The sequence below is a fragment of the Pseudomonas oryzagri genome (assembly GCF_020831405.1).
GTDB classification, from domain to species: Bacteria; Pseudomonadota; Gammaproteobacteria; order Pseudomonadales; family Pseudomonadaceae; genus Geopseudomonas; species Geopseudomonas oryzagri.
The window spans coordinates 115,883-135,689 of record NZ_JAJHPU010000019.1; the positions used below are offsets into that span (position 1 = coordinate 115,883).

At 65.7% G+C, this 19,807-nt stretch carries 15 protein-coding genes; 9 read left to right on the forward strand and 6 right to left on the reverse strand.

All coding sequences use genetic code 11. The annotated features are described in order from the left end of the window. Position 1 precedes the first annotated feature (1 nt). The 4 genes from LMJ29_RS08415 to ycaC all read right to left on the reverse strand — a co-directional run bounded on the left by LMJ29_RS08415 (position 2) and on the right by ycaC (position 4,996). The gene (locus LMJ29_RS08415; protein WP_229605074.1) at positions 2 to 931 is read right to left on the reverse strand and encodes an NHL repeat-containing protein; all 930 of its coding nucleotides are present in this window, start codon (positions 929 to 931) and stop codon (positions 2 to 4) included. A gap of 101 nt (positions 932 to 1,032) precedes the next feature. Further along, positions 1,033 to 2,004 carry a magnesium and cobalt transport protein CorA gene (locus tag LMJ29_RS08420; RefSeq protein ID WP_229605075.1) on the reverse strand — a complete coding sequence of 324 codons (972 nt, stop codon included), beginning with the start codon at positions 2,002 to 2,004 and terminating at the stop codon, positions 1,033 to 1,035. Between the two features lie 168 nt (positions 2,005 to 2,172). Beyond that, positions 2,173 to 4,221 (reverse strand): ankyrin repeat domain-containing protein, encoded by a 2,049-nt coding sequence (locus LMJ29_RS08425; protein WP_229605076.1) that lies wholly within the window; start codon positions 4,219 to 4,221, stop codon positions 2,173 to 2,175. A gap of 148 nt (positions 4,222 to 4,369) precedes the next feature. Continuing rightward, complete coding sequence (gene ycaC / locus LMJ29_RS08430) at positions 4,370 to 4,996, reverse strand: isochorismate family cysteine hydrolase YcaC (protein WP_229605077.1); 627 nt, start codon at positions 4,994 to 4,996, stop codon at positions 4,370 to 4,372. Between the two features lie 251 nt (positions 4,997 to 5,247). Here ycaC and LMJ29_RS08435 point away from each other — a divergent pair, with 251 nt between their 5' ends. After that, the gene (locus LMJ29_RS08435; protein ID WP_229605078.1) at positions 5,248 to 5,457 is read left to right on the forward strand and encodes a ferritin family protein; all 210 of its coding nucleotides are present in this window, start codon (positions 5,248 to 5,250) and stop codon (positions 5,455 to 5,457) included. 74 nt (positions 5,458 to 5,531) lie between these two features. Beyond that, entirely contained in the window at positions 5,532 to 6,875 is a 1,344-nt protein-coding gene (locus LMJ29_RS08440) for a heterodisulfide reductase-related iron-sulfur binding cluster (protein ID WP_229605079.1), read from the forward strand. Positions 6,876 to 7,060: 185 nt separating this feature from the next. On the opposite strand, the gene LMJ29_RS08445 is transcribed toward LMJ29_RS08440, so the two are convergent. Beyond that, the gene (locus tag LMJ29_RS08445; protein WP_229605080.1) at positions 7,061 to 8,407 is read right to left on the reverse strand and encodes an aminotransferase-like domain-containing protein; all 1,347 of its coding nucleotides are present in this window, start codon (positions 8,405 to 8,407) and stop codon (positions 7,061 to 7,063) included. Between the two features lie 207 nt (positions 8,408 to 8,614). Here LMJ29_RS08445 and LMJ29_RS08450 point away from each other — a divergent pair, with 207 nt between their 5' ends. From LMJ29_RS08450 to LMJ29_RS08475, 6 genes are all read left to right on the forward strand, one after another. Then, positions 8,615 to 9,313 (forward strand): serine O-acetyltransferase, encoded by a 699-nt coding sequence (locus LMJ29_RS08450; protein WP_229605081.1) that lies wholly within the window; start codon positions 8,615 to 8,617, stop codon positions 9,311 to 9,313. Continuing rightward, complete coding sequence (locus tag LMJ29_RS08455; protein ID WP_229605082.1) at positions 9,306 to 10,085, forward strand: alanyl-tRNA editing protein; 780 nt, start codon at positions 9,306 to 9,308, stop codon at positions 10,083 to 10,085. Before LMJ29_RS08450 ends, LMJ29_RS08455 begins: the two co-directional genes overlap by 8 nt. Next, positions 10,082 to 11,296, forward strand: a complete 1,215-nt coding sequence (locus LMJ29_RS08460; protein WP_229605083.1) for an MFS transporter — start codon at positions 10,082 to 10,084, stop codon at positions 11,294 to 11,296. Before LMJ29_RS08455 ends, LMJ29_RS08460 begins: the two co-directional genes overlap by 4 nt. 5 nt (positions 11,297 to 11,301) lie before the next feature. Continuing rightward, positions 11,302 to 12,201, forward strand: coding sequence for a pyridoxal-phosphate dependent enzyme (locus LMJ29_RS08465; RefSeq protein WP_229605084.1), 900 nt, complete (start codon positions 11,302 to 11,304; stop codon positions 12,199 to 12,201). A 177-nt stretch (positions 12,202 to 12,378) separates the two neighbouring features. Continuing rightward, the gene (locus tag LMJ29_RS08470) at positions 12,379 to 14,355 is read left to right on the forward strand and encodes a DNA topoisomerase III (RefSeq protein ID WP_229605085.1); all 1,977 of its coding nucleotides are present in this window, start codon (positions 12,379 to 12,381) and stop codon (positions 14,353 to 14,355) included. 218 nt (positions 14,356 to 14,573) lie between these two features. Beyond that, a complete protein-coding gene (locus LMJ29_RS08475; RefSeq protein WP_377655510.1) occupies positions 14,574 to 16,790 on the forward strand; it encodes an LTA synthase family protein in 2,217 nt (738 codons plus the stop codon). Between the two features lie 789 nt (positions 16,791 to 17,579). On the opposite strand, the gene LMJ29_RS08480 is transcribed toward LMJ29_RS08475, so the two are convergent. Beyond that, positions 17,580 to 17,915 carry a carboxymuconolactone decarboxylase family protein gene (locus tag LMJ29_RS08480; RefSeq protein ID WP_229605087.1) on the reverse strand — a complete coding sequence of 112 codons (336 nt, stop codon included), beginning with the start codon at positions 17,913 to 17,915 and terminating at the stop codon, positions 17,580 to 17,582. Between the two features lie 294 nt (positions 17,916 to 18,209). On the opposite strand from LMJ29_RS08480, the gene gcvA reads away from it, so the two are divergent. Beyond that, complete coding sequence (gcvA, locus tag LMJ29_RS08485; protein WP_229605088.1) at positions 18,210 to 19,127, forward strand: transcriptional regulator GcvA; 918 nt, start codon at positions 18,210 to 18,212, stop codon at positions 19,125 to 19,127. The last annotated feature ends 680 nt before the right edge of the window (positions 19,128 to 19,807 follow it).

Genomic DNA, 19,807 nt, shown 5'->3' on the forward strand with positions numbered 1-19,807 from the left:
ATCAGCTTCCAGTGGCGATGCGTTGCAGTTGCAGCACGCGGTTGCGGCCCTGCTCGGCGAGCAGGTAGTGGCCAGGGGTGGTTTCCAGCAGGGTCTGCGCCGAGCGCAGGTGGGACAGCACGGTATGCAGCTGGCCACGCCGGTCGAGCAGCAGCACGCGGGCCTGGTGGGTGGCATCCTCGGTGACCCACAGGCCCTCGCCATCGCAGAGCAGGAAGCCGGGCTGCTTGAGGTCGGTGAGCACCTTGGGATCGTTGCCGTCGGCGCTCAGCTGGCGCACCCAGCCCCTGCCCTTTTCGGCGTAGAACAGCCGGCCGTCGGGACAGACGGTCACCCCCTCGCCCTCGTCCAGGTTGCGTCGCAACACCTCGACGACATCGCGCTCGGGATCGAAGCGCAGCAGGTTGCCGTCGTCGTGGCGATCCTCGATGGCGTAGAGGTAGCGGCCATCGCTGGCCAGGCCTTCGACGCTGCGCCCCTCGAACAGCTCGCGGGTGCCCGCGGCTGTGCGCCAGAGCACCGGCTGGTCGCCCTGCTCCTGGCTGAACGCCACGCCGCCGCGGAAGGCGACCATGCCGTCGGGCTTGGACAGTCCGCCCTGCACCTCGCTCAGCTGGCCGTCCGGGGCCAGGCGCAGCAGCACGCCCTTACTGTCGAGCAATTCCCGGCTGACCAGCAGGCCGCCCTCGGCGTCGCGGGCCAGCGCGCTGACCCGCTCGATGCCGTCGAGGTAGACGCCGGTGCTCCAGCCTTCCTCAGCCTGCACAGGATGGAAATGCCGCCAGCCGGCCTGGGCCACGCCCACCACCAGCAGCAGAACCGCGGCGCCGAGCAGTTGTCGGCCGCGAGCCCGGGCGCCGCCATGCGCAAACCGGCCGGCGAACGACGCCCACAGGCGCGCAGGGGAGGAAACGGCGAATGCGGAGGGCATGGGGTGGGCTGCTCGAGCAAATAAGCCACCCTAGCCAAGGCGCCATCAAACCGACATCAAACGAAGGTGAAAAATTCGTGAGCGGCCCGCCGCCGACGGTCCTACAGCCAGCCCAGCCGCTTGAAGTTGACGTACAGCCCGCCGCAGCCGAGGACGATCAGGCCGAGCACGCCGAAGTAGCCGTATTGCCAGCTCAGCTCCGGCATGTGCTCGAAGTTCATCCCGTAGACCCCGGCCACCGCGGTGGGCAGGGCGAGGATCGCCGCCCAGGCGGCGAACTTGCGCTGCACCACGCTCTGCCGCGAGGCTTCCAGCAGCAGGCCGAGTTCGATGGCGTGGTCGGCCATCTCGCGCTGGCCGGCGAGGTCCTCCTGCAGGCGGGCGACGTGGATGGCGATGTCGCGGAAGTACGGGCGCATCGGCTTGTCGATGAAGGGAAAGTCGAGCTGCTGCAGCTCGCGGCAGATCTCCGCCAGCGGCGCGACCTGCCTGCGCAGGCGCACCAGGTCGCGGCGCAGGTTGGCGATGCACTCGATGTCGTCCGGCGTGAGCGGCCGGCTGAGCACCGTCTGCTCGAGCTCTTCCAGTTCCTCGAAGATGCTGTCCAGCAGCGGCCGGTAGTTCTCGATGACGAAGGCGAGCAGCGCGTAGAGCACGAAGTCCTCGCCCTGCTCGAGCAGCAGCGGCCGCGCCTCGCAGCGCTGGCGCACCATCGAGTAGGGCGCCGATTCGCCGTAGCGGGCGCTGATCACGTAGCCCCTGCCGGCGAACAGCTGGGTCTCGACGAAGGTCAGCCGGCCGTTCTCGCGGATCGGCGAGTAGACCACCATGAACAGCGCGTCGCCGAAGGTCTCCAGCTTGGGGCGGGTATGCCGGGCGAGGGCGTCCTCCATGGCCAGCTCGTGCAGATTGAACTGCTGCTGCAGGCACTGCAGCTGCTCGCGATCGGGGTCGCGCAGGCCGATCCAGACCATGTACCCGGGCTGTACGGCCCACCGTTTGCACTCCTCGAGGCTGATATCGGCGACTTTCCGCCCCTTGTGGTAGACGGCGGCGGCAACGACCTGGCCCATGGATGCTCCTCGCGTGAGAATGAAAGAGGCAGCGTATAACAGCCGGTCCTCTTGCGTGCACTTTCCAGCAGGGGACGGATCTGCGTAGACCGAACTCGAAACTGATGCTCCAAGGAAAATTCCTTGCCTACGTGACATCAGATATTTCGCTTATCCTTGAGCAGATTTTCAGGCCTCTTTTTTCAGATTCGACTGGTTACCATTGCCAATCTGGACGCCTAGACTCTGCACTGCCTCCAGGACCTTTCGGGCATTGTCTCGCTCCAACTCAGAGCCCTGCAGCAGATACTTCTGAGCAAGTTCGCCTAGCGCAGGATCAAGGGCCGGCATCAGGGTTTTGGAATCGCGGAGCAAGACGATAAGGTCGGCACGCTGAGCCCGGATGAGAAATTCCACCAGCAGGCTGTGGCCTTGCATCTTGCAACGTTGTCCCTGTGACAAATTGGCAACCTGCGCAAGTAATGTAGCGAAGCTCTCCAAGCTTTCACGATGATACTCCAGGTCCTTGGCTTGCCAAGGACGGAGCGCGTAAGCAAGATACTGCACGGCATTGTACTGAGCTAGACGACCTTCACAGTGCAGCCGGCCATCGTAGAGCACGTTCGGATTGGCGCCTTTGGAGACAAGCTGGTCAATGACTTGAAAATTTCCGGCAGAAATGGCCTGCTCGAGCGCCGACTCTCCTTCGTCGTTTGTAAAATCGAGATTTTGAGGATAGCGCAGAAGTTCAGTGACGATGTGACGATCAGCCCTTTTCCCGCTGTGATACATGAGCAGGGTTTTCCCATAAAAGTCAACCTCATCAACAGATGCACCCGCATTCAATATGAATCGCAAACGGATAGGCGACTTCAGCTCGGGATCATCAGCAAGGTCCAGATATAGGGAATGGTCGATAATCGTTCGATATCGATACAACCCATGCAGATGGGCCCCATGTGCAATCAAGAGTTCCGCTATTGTCAGATCAGGCTTCTTCAAGGCCAGAAGCAAGGCGCTATATCCGTCATCGCCAACCACCTCGCCAGGCACTCCCTGTGCCAGAAGGGCTTCAACCTGGCTCGCGTCGCCTGCTTCAACGGCATCGATCAGGGGCCAGTGCGGACCGCACGCCTCCCTACTCAAGGTAGCCAATTGCAGACGCTGCGCCACGCGATCCGGGACCTGAAAGCCACGCGCCAAACGCATCGAGCAATACTCACGGTAACGCTCCTTGGCACGGATAAGATGAAGGGCGACTCTCGGATCAGCCTGATGGAGGCGCCAGTCCAGATCGGCCAGATTCAGCCGAGCCGGCATGCGCTGCGGCTCCCGTCGCAGGACTTCGACCAGTAGTGGTCTGGCCCTAGCAAGCTCGCCGAGTTCAGTGAGCCAATATGCGATATCGTTGAGCAGTCGCGGGATGTCACTCTGATCGAGGCCGATCTGACGATAATCATGAGTAACAAGAAATTCCCTCAATGGCTCCAGAGCTGCGGCATCACCCTTGCGCCGAAAGGCGTCCGTATGCAGACGGCGCAATTGGGTCAGTGGCGACTCCTCAGACTTCTCTGCTGCCACCATCAGCTCGAACCGAGCGCCCCCGTTCAGCCACCGCATTTCTTGACGAAGCTGGGGGTTTTCATTCAACAAGCTCAGCCATCGCTCGGCATGCCCCTCGGGTAGCGATTTGAGGGTTTGCAACTGGATGACCTCTGGCTTATCACTGCGACCAACCGCAAGAAAAGGCTCGCCAGCATTTTGCTTATCAATCAGCACATACCGATTGCTCTGCCAAGCAGCCAGACTCTTGCAATCGAATTCCAATACGATACCAATCAGGTCCGGTCCAGCTGAAAACTCCCTCACCCAACTTGATGCATCGCTATAGTTTCGCTCGCCATTGCAGGCGACAAGGTCTTTCCGAGTAAAAAATGGCAAGGGCCCAATCTTGTGCACCCTTTGCTGGTAGCGCGAATCTCGAAATACATTCAAATAAAAAAGACCATCATACTCAGACACGGCAATATAGTGTGGTAGCTCAGGATCGCCATCCTTTTCCTTCAGCAGGATCCTGCTACCCATGGCAGCAACCACCTGCTCGGGGGCGTCCAACACTATAGAATTAGTTAGACGCATCCAGTCGATATCTATATCGAAAGCCCGAACAGTTGCACTCCAAATACAAAAAGCAACAAGCAGTGCATGACGTATATAACGAGCCATTTGATCATCCATGAACAGTGGTAAGAGTCCCGCCACATTATCCGAAATATGCAAGAAATGTGCAGAGCCTGTTCACGATCTCCCACACTTGGGGGCCAGCACCGGCAGGAATATTCGGCGCCCGGAATCCGGCGGACTTGCCGAACTCCGGGCACCCGGCTCACTTGGCTGAAGTCAGCGTGGTGTAGCTGGTGATCAGGTTGCGGTAGTCGGGAATGTGGTTGGAGAACAGCGTGCCCAGCCCCTCGATGTCGTTGCGCCAGTCGCGGTGCAGTTCGCAGGCCACGCCGAACCAGGTCATCAGCTGGGCGCCGGCGGCGGTCATGCGCTGCCAGGCGGAGTCGCGGGTGAGTTCGTTGAAGGTGCCGGAGGCGTCGGTGACCACGAACACCTCGAAGCCCTCCTCGAGCGCCGACAGCGCCGGGAAGGCCACGCACACCTCGGTGACCACCCCGGCGATGAGCAATTGCTTGCGGCCGGTCGCCTTGACCGCCTTGACGAAGTCCTCGTTGTCCCAGGCGTTGATCTGCCCCGGCCGGGCGATGTAGGGCGCGTCGGGGAACTGCGCCTTGAGCTCGGGCACCAGCGGGCCGTTGGGGCCGTTCTCGAAGCTGGTGGTGAGGATGGTCGGCAACTCGAAGTACTTGGCCAGGTCGCCGAGCGCCAGCACGTTGTTCTTGAAGCGGTCCGGGTCGATGTCGCGCACCAGCGACAGCAACCCGGCCTGGTGGTCGACCAGCAGAACGGCAGCCTGATTCTTGTCCAGTCGCATGTAGGGGGTAGCCATGGTGGATCTCCTTGCTTGAGGTGGACGTCGTGCCCGGCGGGCGCAGGGTGAGGTGGCTACGCCGGGCAAGTCCCGGGCAGCCCGTTGCGAACCCCTCTCAGTGTGGTACGAATTTTCGATCCTGCCCGGCGGAGAATCGTCAATTGCGTATCGCGCGACGACAAATCGTCATCGCCGACTACACTGAAATGCCACGACCGCAAGGCCGTCCCCAGCACTTCCCCTCTCAGCCCCAGCCACGAGGCGATGTAATGAGTACGTTGAACGGATCGAAGACCGCACAAAACCTGATGACCGCCTTCGCCGGCGAAGTCCACGAGTACACCGGAAGGTACCCGGACATGGCGAGGATGGCCCGCAAGGAAGGCTTCGACGAAACCGCCGACTGGTTCGAGACGCCGGCCAAGGCCGGGCGCTCGCACACCACCCGCTTCCAGAAGGCCCTCGACGAACTGGCCTGACGTCCTTCCCGCCAGGCGGCCAATCACGGGCCATCCCGGCCATCTATCCGCGCAGCACAGCCCGGGAGGGGTGCATGACCGATCCCATCGAAAGCAATTGCAAAGGCAATCTCATAGCGTCCACTCGCCATCCGCTCGGCCAGAATCAGGCCGAGTTCTGGGACGGCGCAGCGCTGCTAGCCGAACAGGAGCGCGTGTTCCAGATCTGCCACGGCTGCCGCCGCTGCGTCAGCCTGTGCCACGCCTTCTCGACCCTGTTCGACCTGATCGACGCCTCGCCGACCCGGGCGGTCGACGGCGTGGCCAAGGCCGACTACGCCAGGGTTACCGAGCAGTGCCGCCTGTGCGACCTGTGCCACCAGACCCAGTGCACGCGCACCTCGTCGCATCCGGGGAGCCTCGACTTCCCGCACCTGATGCTGCGCGCCAAGGCGCTGCGCTTTCGCGAGCGGGGCGCGCCGCAGGCGGCGCGGATCCTCGCCAGGTCCCGCGAGGTCGGCCGGCTGGCTTCCACCCCCGGCGTGGCCCCGGTGGTCAACGCCGCCAGCCGCAATTCCGGCGCCCGCAAGCTGCTGGAGCGGACCCTGGCGGTGCATGCCGAAGCACGCCTGCCAACCTGCCACGCGCCCACCGCACGCCCGCGCCTCAAGCACCTGCGCAGCGGCGGCCTGTCCTGGGCAGCCGGGCGCACGCGCGGCCGGCTGGCCATCTTCGCCCCCTGCTCCTGCGATCACTCCGCCCCCACGGTGGTCGACGACCTGATGGCGATCCTCACCCACAACGCCATTCCCACCCGTCTGGTCGAGCGGGCAAGCTGCTGCGGCATGCCGCGCCTGGAGCTGGGCGACCTCGACACCGTGCGCGAGTACAAGGAGACCAACATCCCGCAGCTCGCCCAGATGGTTCGCGACGGCTGGGACCTCACCGCCGCGGTGCCCTCCTGCGTGCTGATGTTCAAGCAGCGACTGCCGCTGATGTTCCCCGACGACGCCGAGGTGGCGCTGGTGCGCGACGCCTTTTTCGATCCGTTCGAGTATCTGGTGGAGCGCCGGCGTGCCGGTCTGCTGAACACCCAGTTCCGCAACCCGCTGGGCAAGGTGGTCTGGCATGCCGCCTGCCACCAGCGGGTGCAGAAGATCGGCCAGAAGACCCGCGAGATCCTCGAGCTGGTGCCGGGCACCGAAGTGGTCGCCATCGAGCGCTGCGCCGTCCACGACGGCACTCACGGACCCAAGCGCGATACCTACGCGCAGGCGCGCGCGCTGGGCAGGCCGGTGGAGCGCCGCGTCGCCGAAGTCGATCCGGCCTACCTGACCAGCGACTGCCCGCGGGCCGCCGAACACATCGCCCACCGCGTGGACGACAGAGCCGCCGCGGCGCACCCCCTGAGCCTGCTGCGCCAGGCCTACGGCATCTGAAGGACGACGAGCCCCGCATGCAACCACCGGTCCGCAGACCTCCGCAGCGCACATCCTGCGCGTTTCGCTGAGCGCCACGCGCATCCCCGCCTGGAGGGCCGGCGATGCGCGTGGAGGCGACGGGGGGCGGCGAGCAGCGCCGCGCGCTGGCGGCAGGCTTCACCTGGGACGGCCGACCGCAAGACTCAGCGCGCCAGGGAAAACAGCCCCGCCACCTCGCGGGAGAAGTGCGCGACATTGATCCGCGTGCGATCGGCGAATTCGTTCTCGACGGCGAACGCCGAGCCGGGCATCAGCAGGATGCTGCGCTTTTCCAGGCTGGCGATCAGGGGCGCGAGGTCGGCCAGCTCGGGATGGCGGACCCAGAGGAACATGCCGCCGTCCGGCGCGATCTCGAACTCCCAGCCGTAGCGGGCGAGCGCCAGCTGGGCCTGCTTCTGGTGGGTCAGCAGCTGCTGCTGGACGCTCTTCATGTGCCGCAGGTAGGTGCCGTCGGCCAGGATGGTGTGGACGAAGCGCTCGCAGAAGCCGGGCACCGCGACCGTGGTGAGCAGCTTGAGGCGGGTCAGCGGCTCGATCAGCTCGGCCGCGCAGGCGATGTAGCCGACGCGCAGCGACGCCGAGAGCGACTTCGAGAAGCTGCCGATGTAGATGACGTGGTCGAGGTTGTCGAGCTCGGCGAAGGTCGCCCGGCTGCTCGGGCTGAAGTCGCCGTAGACGTCGTCCTCGACGATCAGGAAGCCGTGCTCGATGCCCAGGCGCAGCACGCTGAAGGCATTGCGCGGACTCAGGTTGCCGCCGGTGGGGTTGTGCCAGGTGCTGTTGCAGAAGAACGCGCGCACGCGGTGCTCGCGCAGATAGCCGGTCATGAACGCCACGTCCGGCCCCTCCACGGTACGCGGTACGCCGACCACCAGGCCGCCGGCCAAGCGAATCAGGCGGATCAGGTTGCCGTTGCCCGGCTCGTCGACGAACACCCGGTCGCCGGGACGGATGATGGTCCTGACCACCAGGTCCAGCGCCTGGGTGGCGCCGAGGGTGGTGAGGATCTGCCCGGGCGGCACGTCGATCCGCGTCTGCCGCTTGACGTGCATGCTCAGCTGGCGACGCAGCGGCAGGTAGCCCTGGATATCCCCGTACTCGACCAGCGCGCGCTGCTCCAGGCGCGCGGTGCGGCGGATCGCGCGCGCCAGCAGCTCGGTGTCGCGCCAGGCCGGCGGCAGCCAGCCGCAGCCCAGCTTGATCGCCTCCGGCCGCGCCTGCAGCAGCCGGAACAGCGGGTCGCCGACCTGGCACTCGCCGTCCAGCCGGCGCGCCTGCGCCAGGCCCTGCTGGCTGACGAAATAGCCGCGCCCCTGCTGCGACTCGATCAACCCCTCGCTGGCGAGACGGGCGTAGGCGCTGACCACGCCGTGGTAGCTGGTCTGCTCGCTGGCGACCAGCTTGCGGATCGACGGCAGACGCTGCCCGGCGATCCACTCGCCGCTCAGCAGGCGGGCCTTGAAGTGCTCGTAGAAGCTGGCCGAAGTCATAAGCGCCCCTAATCCGTTAGGAAATTCAGGCTAACAGTTGGCGAAAAACCTTGTCGACTGTGCGAGATAAATTCCACGACCGGTGCAAGGATTCCAGCACCCCACCCGCCGGCCCTGGTGGCGCGGGAGCAACGTGACACCAGACAACTGGCCACCTACGGAATCGTTTGGAATATGGATAACTGCGCACAAAAAGCACCGCCGCCCGTGTTCCTGCTGGATCGGGACACCCGGCAGCTCGTCGAGAACCTGATCGTAGCGGCCCTGCTGGAATGTTGCCCGGTGCAGGAGTTCGCCCGGCTCGGCAAGACCGAGCTGCTCGCCACGGTCACCGCCCAGGCCTGCGACGACCTGAGCGCCTTCGCCCTCAAGGACCCGGCCTCCGGACGCGATCCGGCGCTCATCGCCCACAGCTACACCTCCTACGCGGCGGTCCTCCACTACCGCATCGCCCACTGGCTGTACCGGCATCGCCCCCACCCGCAATCTCAGCCCCTGGAGCGCTCGCTGCCCGCCACCCTCAGCCGTCGCGGCAAACTGGTTTCCGGCGCCGAAATCCACTTCAGGAGCGAGATCGGCGAACGCTTCATCATCGACCACGGTATCGGCACCGTGATCGGCGAAACCTCCGTGATCGGCGACGACTGCTACATCCTCGGCGGCGTCACCCTCGGCGCGCGCGGCATCGACAACAACCCGGCGGAACGCCGCCACCCGCGCATCGGCAACCGCGTGCAGATCGGCGCCTTCGCCAGCGTGCTCGGCCAGGTGCACGTCGGCGACGACGCCTTCATCGGCCCCGGCTGCATCATCACCAGCGACGTCCCGGCCGGTGCCCGCGTCAAGGTCAAGACCGCGCTGCAAGTCACCCGCCCCCGCCTCGCCCAAGGAGACCTCCATGCTTGACGTCCTGCGCAGTACCGAGAAGCTCTACTACCTTGACCAGTACCTGAAGAGCACCTCCGCCAGCATCGTCCGCCTGCACCCGGAAGCCATCGAACTCGATCGCACGGTGGCCTTTCCCGAGGGCGGCGGCCAGGAGGCCGACATGGGCTGGCTGGATACCCCGGTCGGGTGCATCCGCTTCGTCTGGGCCAAGCGCCTCTACGGTACGCCACTGAACATCGAGGGATTCAAGGGCGGCAAGTCGGGCGGCATCATCCTGCACATGGTGCATGTCGACGATCTGCCCCTGCTGGACGCCCTGGCCGAGGGCATGCCGGTCACGGTGACCATCGACGTGCAGCGCCGCGAGCGGCTGACCGTGGCGCACAGCGCCAGCCACTTCCTCTACGCCGCAGTGCTCAAGCAACGCCCGGACCTGGAGAAGTGGACCATCGGCTGCCATATCAAGGAAGACGCGGCGCGCTTCGACTTCATCGTCGAGGACATCTTCACCCCCGAGGACGTGGCGGCCATCGAGGCGGAAGCCAATCGCCTGATCGACCGCGGGCTGGCCATCGAGAACGAGGAAGTCGCCGGCTACTACGACGCGCGAATCTGGAAGTACGGCAGCATCGCCATCCCCTGCGGCGGCACCCATGTGCAGAACCCGCAGGCCATCGGCCCGCTGCAGGTGCGGCGCAAGAAGCTGGGCAAGAACAAGGAGCGCCTGACCTGCGAGTTCGTCGCGGCACGCATCGACACCTCCCGCTACCGCGAGCAGGTGGACGCATGAACAGTCGCTTGCCCGGCCGGACCTACCTGTACTTCACGGCCCAGTCCATCAACCTGGTCACTGCGGTCATGTCGGTGACCATGGCCGCCATCGTCGGCGCGTCGCTGGCGCCCAGCCTGGAACTCTCGACCCTTCCCTACGGCGTGCAGTTCCTGTTCGTCATGCTGGTCACCTACCCCGCCTCCAGGCTGATGAGCGTGGTCGGCCGGCGCAGCGGTTTCCTGCTGGGCTGCATTCCGCTCGCAGCTTCCGGGCTACTGGGCTACCTGGCCATCGAGTGGCACAGCTTCGTGCTGTTGACCCTCAGCCATGCGGCGCTGGGCAGCTACATCGCCTTCGCCAACTTCAACCGTTTCGCCGCGACCGACGGGCTCGAGGCCGTCCTGAAACCCAAGGCGATCTCCCTGGTGGTGGCCGGCGGCGTGCTGGCGGCCGTGCTGGGCCCGGCGTTCACCAGCGCACTGCGCGAGGTCGGCGGCTTCCGGGAATTCGCCCTCTGCTACGGCGCCTTCGTGCCGCTGGCCGCAATCGCCGCGCTGACCAGTGCCTTGATGCCGGCGGGCAAACCCGCCGCGGCGCCCGCCCACGCCGGCGCCCCGGTGAAGCGGCGGCTCGGCGAGGCCTTGCGCAGTCCGGTCGTCCTGCTGGCGATCGTGGTGGCCTCGGTCGGCTATTGCCTGATGAACCTGCTGATGATCCAGGCCTCCATGCACATGAAGCACCTGCACACCCACTTCTCCGAGGTCAGCCTGGCGATCCAGTGGCATGTGCTGGCGATGTTCGCCCCGTCGTTCTTCACCGGCGTGCTGATCGGCCGGCTCGGGCTGAAAACGGTGATCTGCGCGGGTCTCCTGCTGCTTTTGGCGAGCAGCCTGATCAACCTGGGTTCCAACAGCTATCAGTCGATGACCCTGGCGCTGATCGTCCTGGGCCTGGGCTGGAACTTCACCTACGTCGGCGGCGGCGCCCTGCTGGCGCGCAGCCTGGAGGGCTATCCGAACGCCATGCAGCTGCAGGGCGTCAACGACCTGGGCATCTCGGTGCTGGCCACCGTGGGCGCCCTGACGCCGGCCATGCTCCTGTCATGGATCGGCTGGAGCGGCACCAACCTGCTCTGCGCCCTGCTCGCCAGCGCCGTGCTGGCCGGCACCGTCATCATTCTCCAGGAGGCGCCGCGGGCCCGCCTGGCCGTGGAGGGAACCCGGCAATGAAACCCATGAGCCGCCTGATTCGCTGCGACGAACGCCTGTACACCAAGCTGGAAATGAACAACCCCGGCGGCAGCCACAAGTTCCGCGCCGCCAGCCATATCGTCGACCAGGCGGTCGCCGCCGGCGAGATCGTGCCGGGCGTCACCACCGTCATCGAGAAGACCGGCGGCAATTTCGGCTTCGGCCTGCTCGCCGCCTGCCACCGCTACGACGTGGCGGTGGAGCTGGCCGTGGGCCTGGGCTTCAGCCAGACCAAGCGCGACCTGCTGGAGTGCTTCGGCGCCCGGCTGATCGGCAAGGAGATGCTGCGCGAAGGCGCCACGCCCAAGGAGGTGGTGCACTACCACCTGGAGCATCAGCAGGCGCTGGGCAGGCAGTACTTCTATACCGACCAGTTCCAGAACCCCCTGGGCATCGCGGCGCACCGCGCCACCACCGGCAAGGAGCTGGCCGTGCAGCTGCGCGTGCAGGGCGCCGGCGAGCGCATCCTGTTCGTGGGCTGCGCCGGCACCGGGGCGAGCTTCACCGGCGTGGCGCAGGCGCTGCGCGACAGCGGCCTGGAGCTGTACACCGTGCTGGTCGAGCCGCAAGGCTGCGACGCCCGCGCCGGCCTGTTCGTCGATCACCGCTGCGAAGGCATGGCGGTCGGCGTGTCGCCGCCGTTCCTCGACTGGTCGCTGGTCGGCGAGATACGCCGGGTCGCCCTCGACGACCTGCTCGACACCCAGCGCTGGCTCTATCTGCAGACCGGCCTGTATATGGGCAATACCGCCGCTGCCACCCTGGCCGTGGCGCGCGCCCTGCACCAGGACCCCGCCTACCGCGACTGGAGCATCGTCACGCTCGCCTACGACGCCGGCCTCTGGTACCAGGACCTGCTGAAAAGCACGCAACTGGTCGCCTAGGCCGCCCTCCCCCTCCGCCCCCGCCACGCGCAGACCGGCCCGGGACTCCGGCACTGCGCGTGGCCCGGGCCTGCTTGGACGCGCCGCCCACCATCTGTACATCCATACAGATAAAACTTGCCGCCCCGCCGCATTGCCCGCATCCTTGCGCCATCGACACGCGGGATCACGGCAAGCATGCGGCTCTTCCTCTGCGAAAAACCCTCCCAGGCCAAGGACATCGCCAAGGTGCTCGGCGCCAGCCGGCGCGGCGACGGCTGCTGGCTGGGCAGCGAGGTGACGGTGACCTGGTGCATCGGCCACCTCTTGGAAACCGCACCGCCGGACGCCTACGACGCACGCTACAAGCGCTGGGTGCTGGACGACCTGCCCATCGTCCCCGAACAGTGGAAGATGCTGGTCAAGCCGAAGACCGCCAGCCAGTTCAAGGCGGTCAAGCGCCTGCTCGGCGAGTGCCGCGAGCTGGTGATCGCCACCGACGCCGACCGCGAGGGCGAGATGATCGCCCGCGAGCTGGTCGAGCACTGCCGCTATCGCGGGCCGATCCAGCGCCTGTGGCTGTCCGCGCTGGACGATGCGTCGATCCGCAAGGCGCTGAAAGCGCTCAAGCCGGGCAGCGAAACCTTCAACCTCTACCACGCCGCGCTGGGCCGCTCGCGCGCCGACTGGCTGATCGGCATGAACATGAGCCGGCTGTTCACCCTGCTCGGCCGCCAGTCCGGCTATCAGGGCGTGCTGTCGGTGGGCCGCGTGCAGACGCCCACCCTGCGCCTGGTGGTCGACCGCGACCGCAGCATCGCGGAGTTCGTGCCGATGCCGTTCTGGGCCATCGACGTGCAGCTGCTGGCCGATGGCACCCCGTTCACCGCCCAGTGGCGCGCGCCCGAGGACGCCTGCGACGACCAGGGTCGCTGCCTCAAGCCCGAGCTGGCCCGCGAAGCCGCCGAGGCCATGCGCCGCGCCGGCAGTGCGCGGCTCGTGGAATTGAAGACCGAACGCATGCGCGAAGCGGCGCCGCTGCCGTTCGACCTCGGCACCCTGCAGGAGCTGTGCTCGAAGAAGCTCGGCCTCGGCGCCCAGGAAACCCTCGACATCGCCCAGGCGCTCTACGAAACCCACAAGGTCATCACCTACCCGCGCAGCGACTGCGGCTACCTGCCGCTCAGCCAGCACGCCGAGGCGCCCTTGATCCTCGCCGCGCTGGCCAAGGCCGATCCCACGCTGGGCGCATTGCAGCCATACATCGACGCGCAGCGCCGCTCGCGGGCCTGGAACGACGCCAAGGTCGGCGCCCACCACGGCATCATCCCCACCGCCGCCGCCAAGAGCCTGGACAATCTGGTCGGCAAGCAGCGCGCGGTGTTCACCCTGATCCGCGCCCGCTATCTCGCGCAGTTCCTGCCCAATCACGAGTACGACCGCACCCAGGCCGACTTCGACTGCGCCGGCCACGCGCTGCGCGCGGTGGGCAAGGTGATCGTCGAGCCGGGCTGGCGCCGCGCGCTGCCCGAGGCGCTCACCCCGACCAAGGGTCGCGAGGCGCCCGAGCCGCAGGCGCTGCCGGCCCTGCGCGAAGGTCAGGAGTGCGCGGTGACGGAGGTGACACTCAAGGATCTGCAGACCCAGCCGCCCAAACCCTACACCGAGGGCGACCTGATCAAGGCGATGAAGAACGTCGCCAAGCTGGTCGACGATCCGCGTCTCAAGCAGAAGCTCAAGGACACCACCGGCATCGGCACCGAGGCGACCCGTGCGGGCATCATCCAGGGCCTGCTCGATCGCGGTTACCTGACCAAGCAGGGCAAGGCGCTGGCCGCCACACCGGCGGCGTTCAGCCTGATCGACGCGGTGCCCAGGCCGATCGCCGACCCCGGCACCACGGCGATCTGGGAGCAGGCGCTGGACATGGTGCAGAGCGGCGAGATGCCGCTGGCGGAGTTCGTCGCCAAGCAGTCGGGCTGGATGAGCAAGCTGGTGGAGCGCTGTGCCGGCCTGCGCCTCTCCATCAGCGGTCCACCGGCCGGTACGCCGCGCGGCAAGCCGGCCTGGAAGGCCAAACGCACGGGCGCTGCGCGCAAGAACGCCCCCCGCAAGGACGCGCCGCGCAAGCCCCGCGGCAAGGCAGCCGCCTCGCCCAGGCCCCGCCCGGACTAGGCGGACCCGGCCAAGCCTGCCCCCGGTCGGTTGCGTTGTCCGCTTCTCTAGCGGCGTCCAGCCATCGCCAGTCCGCCCCGCAGAGCCGGAGCGCCGAACCTCCGGAGCGCCGCTCATCAGCTTCTCCGTCGCAGGCCAGCTGATGAATATTTGACCAGACCGCAAGGTGCTAGCATCTAGCACAGCGGTATGACGATTCAATGGTTGGACGTTTCCTCGTGGACTTCATCCATCGCTGCCTGCAGCACCCTCTCGCGCCCCTGGTCAGTCTGGCCGGTCTGGTGCTGGTGGTTCCCTTGGGCCTGCGACTTGCCCTCGGCTGGTCCGACCCCCTCGGCTATCTCTCCGACCTGGCCCTCGCCAGTCTGCTGATCCTCCTGTTGTACCGCCGCCCCTGGTGGCTGGCGCTGCCCGTGCTGCTGACCTGGAGCCTGCTGACCGCGGTGGCGGTCGAGCTGGTCAGCGCGGTCAGCCGGTTGCCGGACGTGGGAGATCTGCACTACCTGGCCGATCCACGGTTCATGGAAAACTCCACCGCCGGCGGCCTCAGCCACCCGTGGGTTCCCGCGACGCTGGTGACCGGCCTGGCGATCTGGTTGGCCAGCCGCCGGGCCGGCCGTTCGCAATCCGCTCCGCGCCTGCCTCGCGCTGCCTGGTTGATCCCGCTGGCGCTGCTGGTGGCGCATGGCGCCATCCAGTACCTGCGACCCAGCGATGCCGACCAGTGGCGGCTGTTCAACCTGCCGCACCAATGGCTGGTGGCCGGTATCGGTAACGCCCAGATGCGCCTGGAGGAATGGCTGGAAGGCGATGTCGTCGAACCACCCCCGCAGATGGCCGGCCTCACCCGTCTCGACCTGAACGGACGCAAGCTGCTGAAAGCCCCGGGGCGTGCGCGCAACGTGCTGATCGTCACCCTCGAGGGCATTCCCGGCGCCTATGTCGGCGTCAGCCGTGCGGCCTTCAACAGCAGCTACCGCGAAAACCTGATGCCTAACCTCAGCGCCTGGGCCGAGCGGGGGATGAACACGCCCGACTATGTGCTGCATAACCACCAGACCATTCGCGGCCTGTACACGATGCTGTGCGGCGACTACGACAAGCTCGACAACGGCACGCCCAAGGGCATCGAGATGCTCACCCAGAAGCAGCGCAACCGGGCCTGCCTGCCCGCCCAGTTGCGCAGCCGGGGCTTCTCCACCCACTACCTGCAAGGCGCCGATCTGAGGTTCATGGCCAAGGACCGGATCATGCCGCACATCGGTTTCCAGACCACCCGCGGCCTGGAGTGGTTCAAGAAGCCTTCCTACCTGGATTTTCAGTGGGGCAAGGATGACAAGTCCTTCTTCGAAGGTGCGCTGGACTACATCGCCCAGCTGCGCCAGAAGAAGCAGCCCTGGATGCTCACCCTGCTGACGGTCGGCACCCACCAGCCCTATTCCGCGCCGGACGAATACCTGCAGCGCCATGACAGCCTCAAGCAGGCGGCGGTGGCCTATCTGGACGATGCCCTGGGGGATTTTCTGGCCGAACTGGAGCGCTCGGGCGTATTGAAGGACACCCTGGTCATCATCACCTCCGACGAGTCCCATGGCATCGACGGCGTGCGCCTGGCCTCGGCATGGGGCTTCAACCTGGTGCTGGTCCCCGAGCAGGCGCAGTTGCCCAGGCTGAAGTCCGGGGTCTACGGGCACCTGGACCTGAGCGCTTCGGTACTCGACTACTTCGGCTTTCCGGTGCCCAGGACCCTCAGCGGTCGCTCGCTGTTTCGCGACTACGCGCAGGGCCGGGAAATCATGTCGTACACCAACGGCAAGCTGCGCTACCACGATGGCCGGGGCACCCTGACCGAATGCGACGTCCAGCAGCGCTGCCGCTATTACGCCAGCGAGGGCTTCATCGCCGAGCGGGCGGCCTTCCTCGGCCAGTATGGCGGCCGGCGCGCACGCCAGATGACGGCAAGGGCCGGCGAACTCGATCACTCGTTGCTGCGTACCTCGCTGAACCAGCTCTATCAGTTCGGCAGCCCGACCGTCATCCGGCTCAACAGGAAGGCCAAGAACGACTGGACGGACAACCTGATCGGCGCCCAGTACCTGGAGCTGCCCAAGGGCACCCTGACCCGCGTGCGCCTGACCGTGCGCTCGGTGGACCCCAGACAGAATGCCTACATCCTGCTCAAGGCCAAGGAGTTCGAGCAGGATGTCCCGCTGGACATCCCGGAAAGGATGCTGGTGACCCCCGAACGACCGCTGGAAATGGACTTCAGCTTCTACAACCTCGAGCCGCGCAAGGCCTTCTCCTTCCACCTGCTGGGCTACGGGCGCGGTGCCATCGAGGTGACCGACTTCAGTGTCATCACCGAGCCGGCGGAACCGTCGGCACCCATGGACGAGCCTCATCCTCAGGTGATCTTGGGTCCCAAACCGAGCTGAGCGGTCGTCGATACGGCTTGGCGTTACCATCCGTGGGGTGACCAGGAAGAGACGGAGCGGGAATGGCTGTGAGCGGATGCTCGACCGCCTGCGCCGGGATGGCAGGCATGGCGCGGGGCGGAGGTTTTGGGAGGGGCGAAAACGCTCCCGCTGAAAGCACAAGGGGGAGCCATTGGCTCCCCCTTCAAATCGGTCGTGCTTTGTTCTTGTTGTACGTGCGGGCCTGTTGTTCTTGTTGGCAGCCCAGCCGGACCGCTGGTCCGGGGCAGTCCCAAGCCGGGACATCAAGAACAAACGGATTCCTTTGGACGCTGATATTGCCGCTACCCTGACGGGTTCAACCGGTGCTGGCCGCTGCCTCGAGGCAGTTTTATGGTTCTCGGTCCGGTCGGGGATGCCGCAGTCGGGCAACTCCTCTCCAAAAGAATCGGTTTGCTGCGCCTCCACCCTGTTGTTTTTGTTGTGTTGGAGTCGTTACGTCTTGTTTTTATTCTGTGGTGCAGTGTTCTTGTTTTTGTTGTGCCGCAGATAAAGCATTCGCCGTGCCAACTTTTTAAAATCCTTTAAAATCAATGACTTGAGCAGAGTCCGTGCTGCCTGCCCGGGTCCAAACCGCGGCTTTTTCGTTACCGCCCACCCCAGGTGGGGTTACTTCGTAGTGGCACGGTAACACCCGCTACCTCGCCCGCATGGCTCCTCCCCGCTCCCTTGCCCGCCCCGCCGCGCTCCCTGCCCCCACATCCGCCTGGCGGCGATGCAGCGGGCGCCGACAAGGGCGCCCGGCATGCCTCAAGCGTGGTCGAAGGCCGAAACGGCATCGAAAACGCGGGAGCTGTAGATCAGGGCCGCCCCGGCGTTCAGCGCGATGGCCACGCCCAGGGCTTCGGCGATCTCCTCGCGGGTGGCACCGTGTTTCAGGGCGGCCTGGACGTGGGCGGCGATGCAGCCATCGCAACGGGTGGTGACGGCTACCGACAAGGCGATCAGCTCATGGGTTTTCGGGTCCAGGTGCCGGGCCGGCGCGCTGCCGATCGTGTTCAGGCCCTGCATGGTTTCCGGGGCGAGCCTGGCGAACTCGCCGACACGGTCCATCAGGCTCGAGAAGTATTGGTTCCAGTCCATCATTGGTTCTTTCTCCTGGCAGATTCGTCCGCGGTGACGCCGCTAGCGACCGACAGCATCGCGCCGGCCAGCCATGCCGCATTACCGGCGCCGGCGCTCACCTTGTTAGAAAAACTATGCGTGCAACAGCGGCCACAGCGAGGCTTTCCATAAGGGAGCCTTGCCGGCAAGGCTTTTGCGCCGGTCCCCGCCCCTGTATCTTCGGGAGAGTGCGCGCTTGCCTCGGGGCGATTCTTGGTTTGCAGGCTTCCCCTCGCAATGCATATGTTCTTGCCTGACGACAAAGAATTTCTTTCCATGACGACGCCCGCCTATCTCAATGCGCTGCGTGCTTTCGAGGCCGCCGCCCGGCACCAGAGCTTTTCCGCTGCGGCAGCCGAACTGAACGTCACCCCCGCCGCGGTGGGACAGCAGGTGCGCAACCTGGAGTCCTGGCTGGGCATCGCCCTGTTCACCCGCACCGGCAGCGGCGCAGCGCGCCTGATGCCGACCGAGGCGGCGCGCGCGGCACTGGCGGACATCCGCGAGGGCTTCGACCGGCTGAGCGTCGGCCTGGCGCGGCTGAAGGACGCCAGCGTGCATGCCGGGCTGACCATCACCGTCTGTCCGGCCTTCGCGGCCAAGTGGCTGCTGCCGCGCCTCGAGCGCTTCCAGCAGGCCCACCCACAGATGGACGTGCTGCTGGACACCAATGCCCGCACGGTGGACTTCCTCGTCGAACGCATCGACATCGGCGTGCGCTATGGCGCCGGCCAGTGGCCCGGGCTGAGTGCCGTGCACCTGATGGACGAACGCATGTTCCCGGTGTGCGCGCCGGACTTTCCCCTGCTGGTGGACGGCCTGCTGCCGCCCGAGGTGTTGAGCCGCTGCACGCTGATCCACGACATGTCGATGGCCAGCGATCCGGACTACCCCACCTGGCGGCGCTGGCTGGATGCCGCCGAGTTTCCGGATATCAACGCGCAGCGCGGGCTGAGCATCACCAATTCCGCGGCGGTGCTGCAGGCCGCCATCGATGGCCGCGGCCTGGCCCTGGCGCGCAGCGTGATGGTGCAGGACGACCTCGCGGCCGGACGCCTGATCCGCCCCTTCGGCGAGCCCAGGCTGGACTGCCCGCTGACCCAGGCCTACTACGTCGTCTACCGCCCGGAATGCGGCGAGCTGGCCAGGGTGAAGGCATTCCGCGACTGGCTGCTGGAAGAAGCGGCGCGCTAACCCGCGAAGGTCCGCCAGCAGGCGTACTGGGCGGCAGGCGCATCAGCCCAGGGGCTGCAGCGGCACCGAGATCACTCTCCGGACCGGTAGCCTGCTGGCTTTCGTCGCTGCGATCGTGGCGAGCAATCATTTCTCGCAATGGTTCTGGACGGCGTTCGCGATCTACCGTCACCCCCTCTCGGCAGCCGCCTCGGACGGTCCGTGAGCGTCCTCTCGCCCCCGGAATCGCCCGCGCCATTGACACTCGCCTTTGCGACGGAATGCCAAAGCACGTTTCAGCGCCAACAGACCATGCACGACGCTATTCAGATAGGTTATTCAACTGGCGAAGGAGTTTTTCTTTTTCGCGACGAAAGAAAATCTTTCTTGTCTGCCCACACCAATCTCGGCATGCTCGCCCGTCATTGATTGGTCGCCATACTCAACTCCGCAACTTACTTTTTGGCAGCCCCCCAAAACCCCGATCAACCGCATCCGAACAAACAACGCCCAGCAACTAAAAAAACCTTTATTCGCCTATCGCAACGCGCGGACTGATCGCATCAATCGCAATCAGCTTATTGGCATTTTCAGCAAATTCAATTTCTCGTCGCATTGCGTTAATGCAATACAGGAGCGAGCCGCGGCCGCTCGCGACTGCGCGCCTGCCCAGACCTTCCGACGCTCCGTTTTTCCGATAA

What these genes read in the sequence shown, in the direction of transcription:
- LMJ29_RS08415 (WP_229605074.1), bottom strand. Translation starts at nt 931, where the DNA reads ATGCCCTCCGCATTCGCCGTTTCCTCCCCTGCGCGCCTGTGGGCGTCG.
- LMJ29_RS08420 (WP_229605075.1), bottom strand. Translation starts at nt 2,004, where the DNA reads ATGGGCCAGGTCGTTGCCGCCGCCGTCTACCACAAGGGGCGGAAAGTC.
- LMJ29_RS08425 (WP_229605076.1), bottom strand. Translation starts at nt 4,221, where the DNA reads ATGGATGATCAAATGGCTCGTTATATACGTCATGCACTGCTTGTTGCT.
- ycaC (WP_229605077.1), bottom strand. Translation starts at nt 4,996, where the DNA reads ATGGCTACCCCCTACATGCGACTGGACAAGAATCAGGCTGCCGTTCTG.
- LMJ29_RS08435 (WP_229605078.1), top strand. Translation starts at nt 5,248, where the DNA reads ATGAGTACGTTGAACGGATCGAAGACCGCACAAAACCTGATGACCGCC.
- LMJ29_RS08440 (WP_229605079.1), top strand. Translation starts at nt 5,532, where the DNA reads ATGACCGATCCCATCGAAAGCAATTGCAAAGGCAATCTCATAGCGTCC.
- LMJ29_RS08445 (WP_229605080.1), bottom strand. Translation starts at nt 8,407, where the DNA reads ATGACTTCGGCCAGCTTCTACGAGCACTTCAAGGCCCGCCTGCTGAGC.
- LMJ29_RS08455 (WP_229605082.1), top strand. Translation starts at nt 9,306, where the DNA reads ATGCTTGACGTCCTGCGCAGTACCGAGAAGCTCTACTACCTTGACCAG.
- LMJ29_RS08460 (WP_229605083.1), top strand. Translation starts at nt 10,082, where the DNA reads ATGAACAGTCGCTTGCCCGGCCGGACCTACCTGTACTTCACGGCCCAG.
- LMJ29_RS08465 (WP_229605084.1), top strand. Translation starts at nt 11,302, where the DNA reads ATGAGCCGCCTGATTCGCTGCGACGAACGCCTGTACACCAAGCTGGAA.
- LMJ29_RS08470 (WP_229605085.1), top strand. Translation starts at nt 12,379, where the DNA reads ATGCGGCTCTTCCTCTGCGAAAAACCCTCCCAGGCCAAGGACATCGCC.
- LMJ29_RS08480 (WP_229605087.1), bottom strand. Translation starts at nt 17,915, where the DNA reads ATGATGGACTGGAACCAATACTTCTCGAGCCTGATGGACCGTGTCGGC.
- gcvA (WP_229605088.1), top strand. Translation starts at nt 18,210, where the DNA reads ATGACGACGCCCGCCTATCTCAATGCGCTGCGTGCTTTCGAGGCCGCC.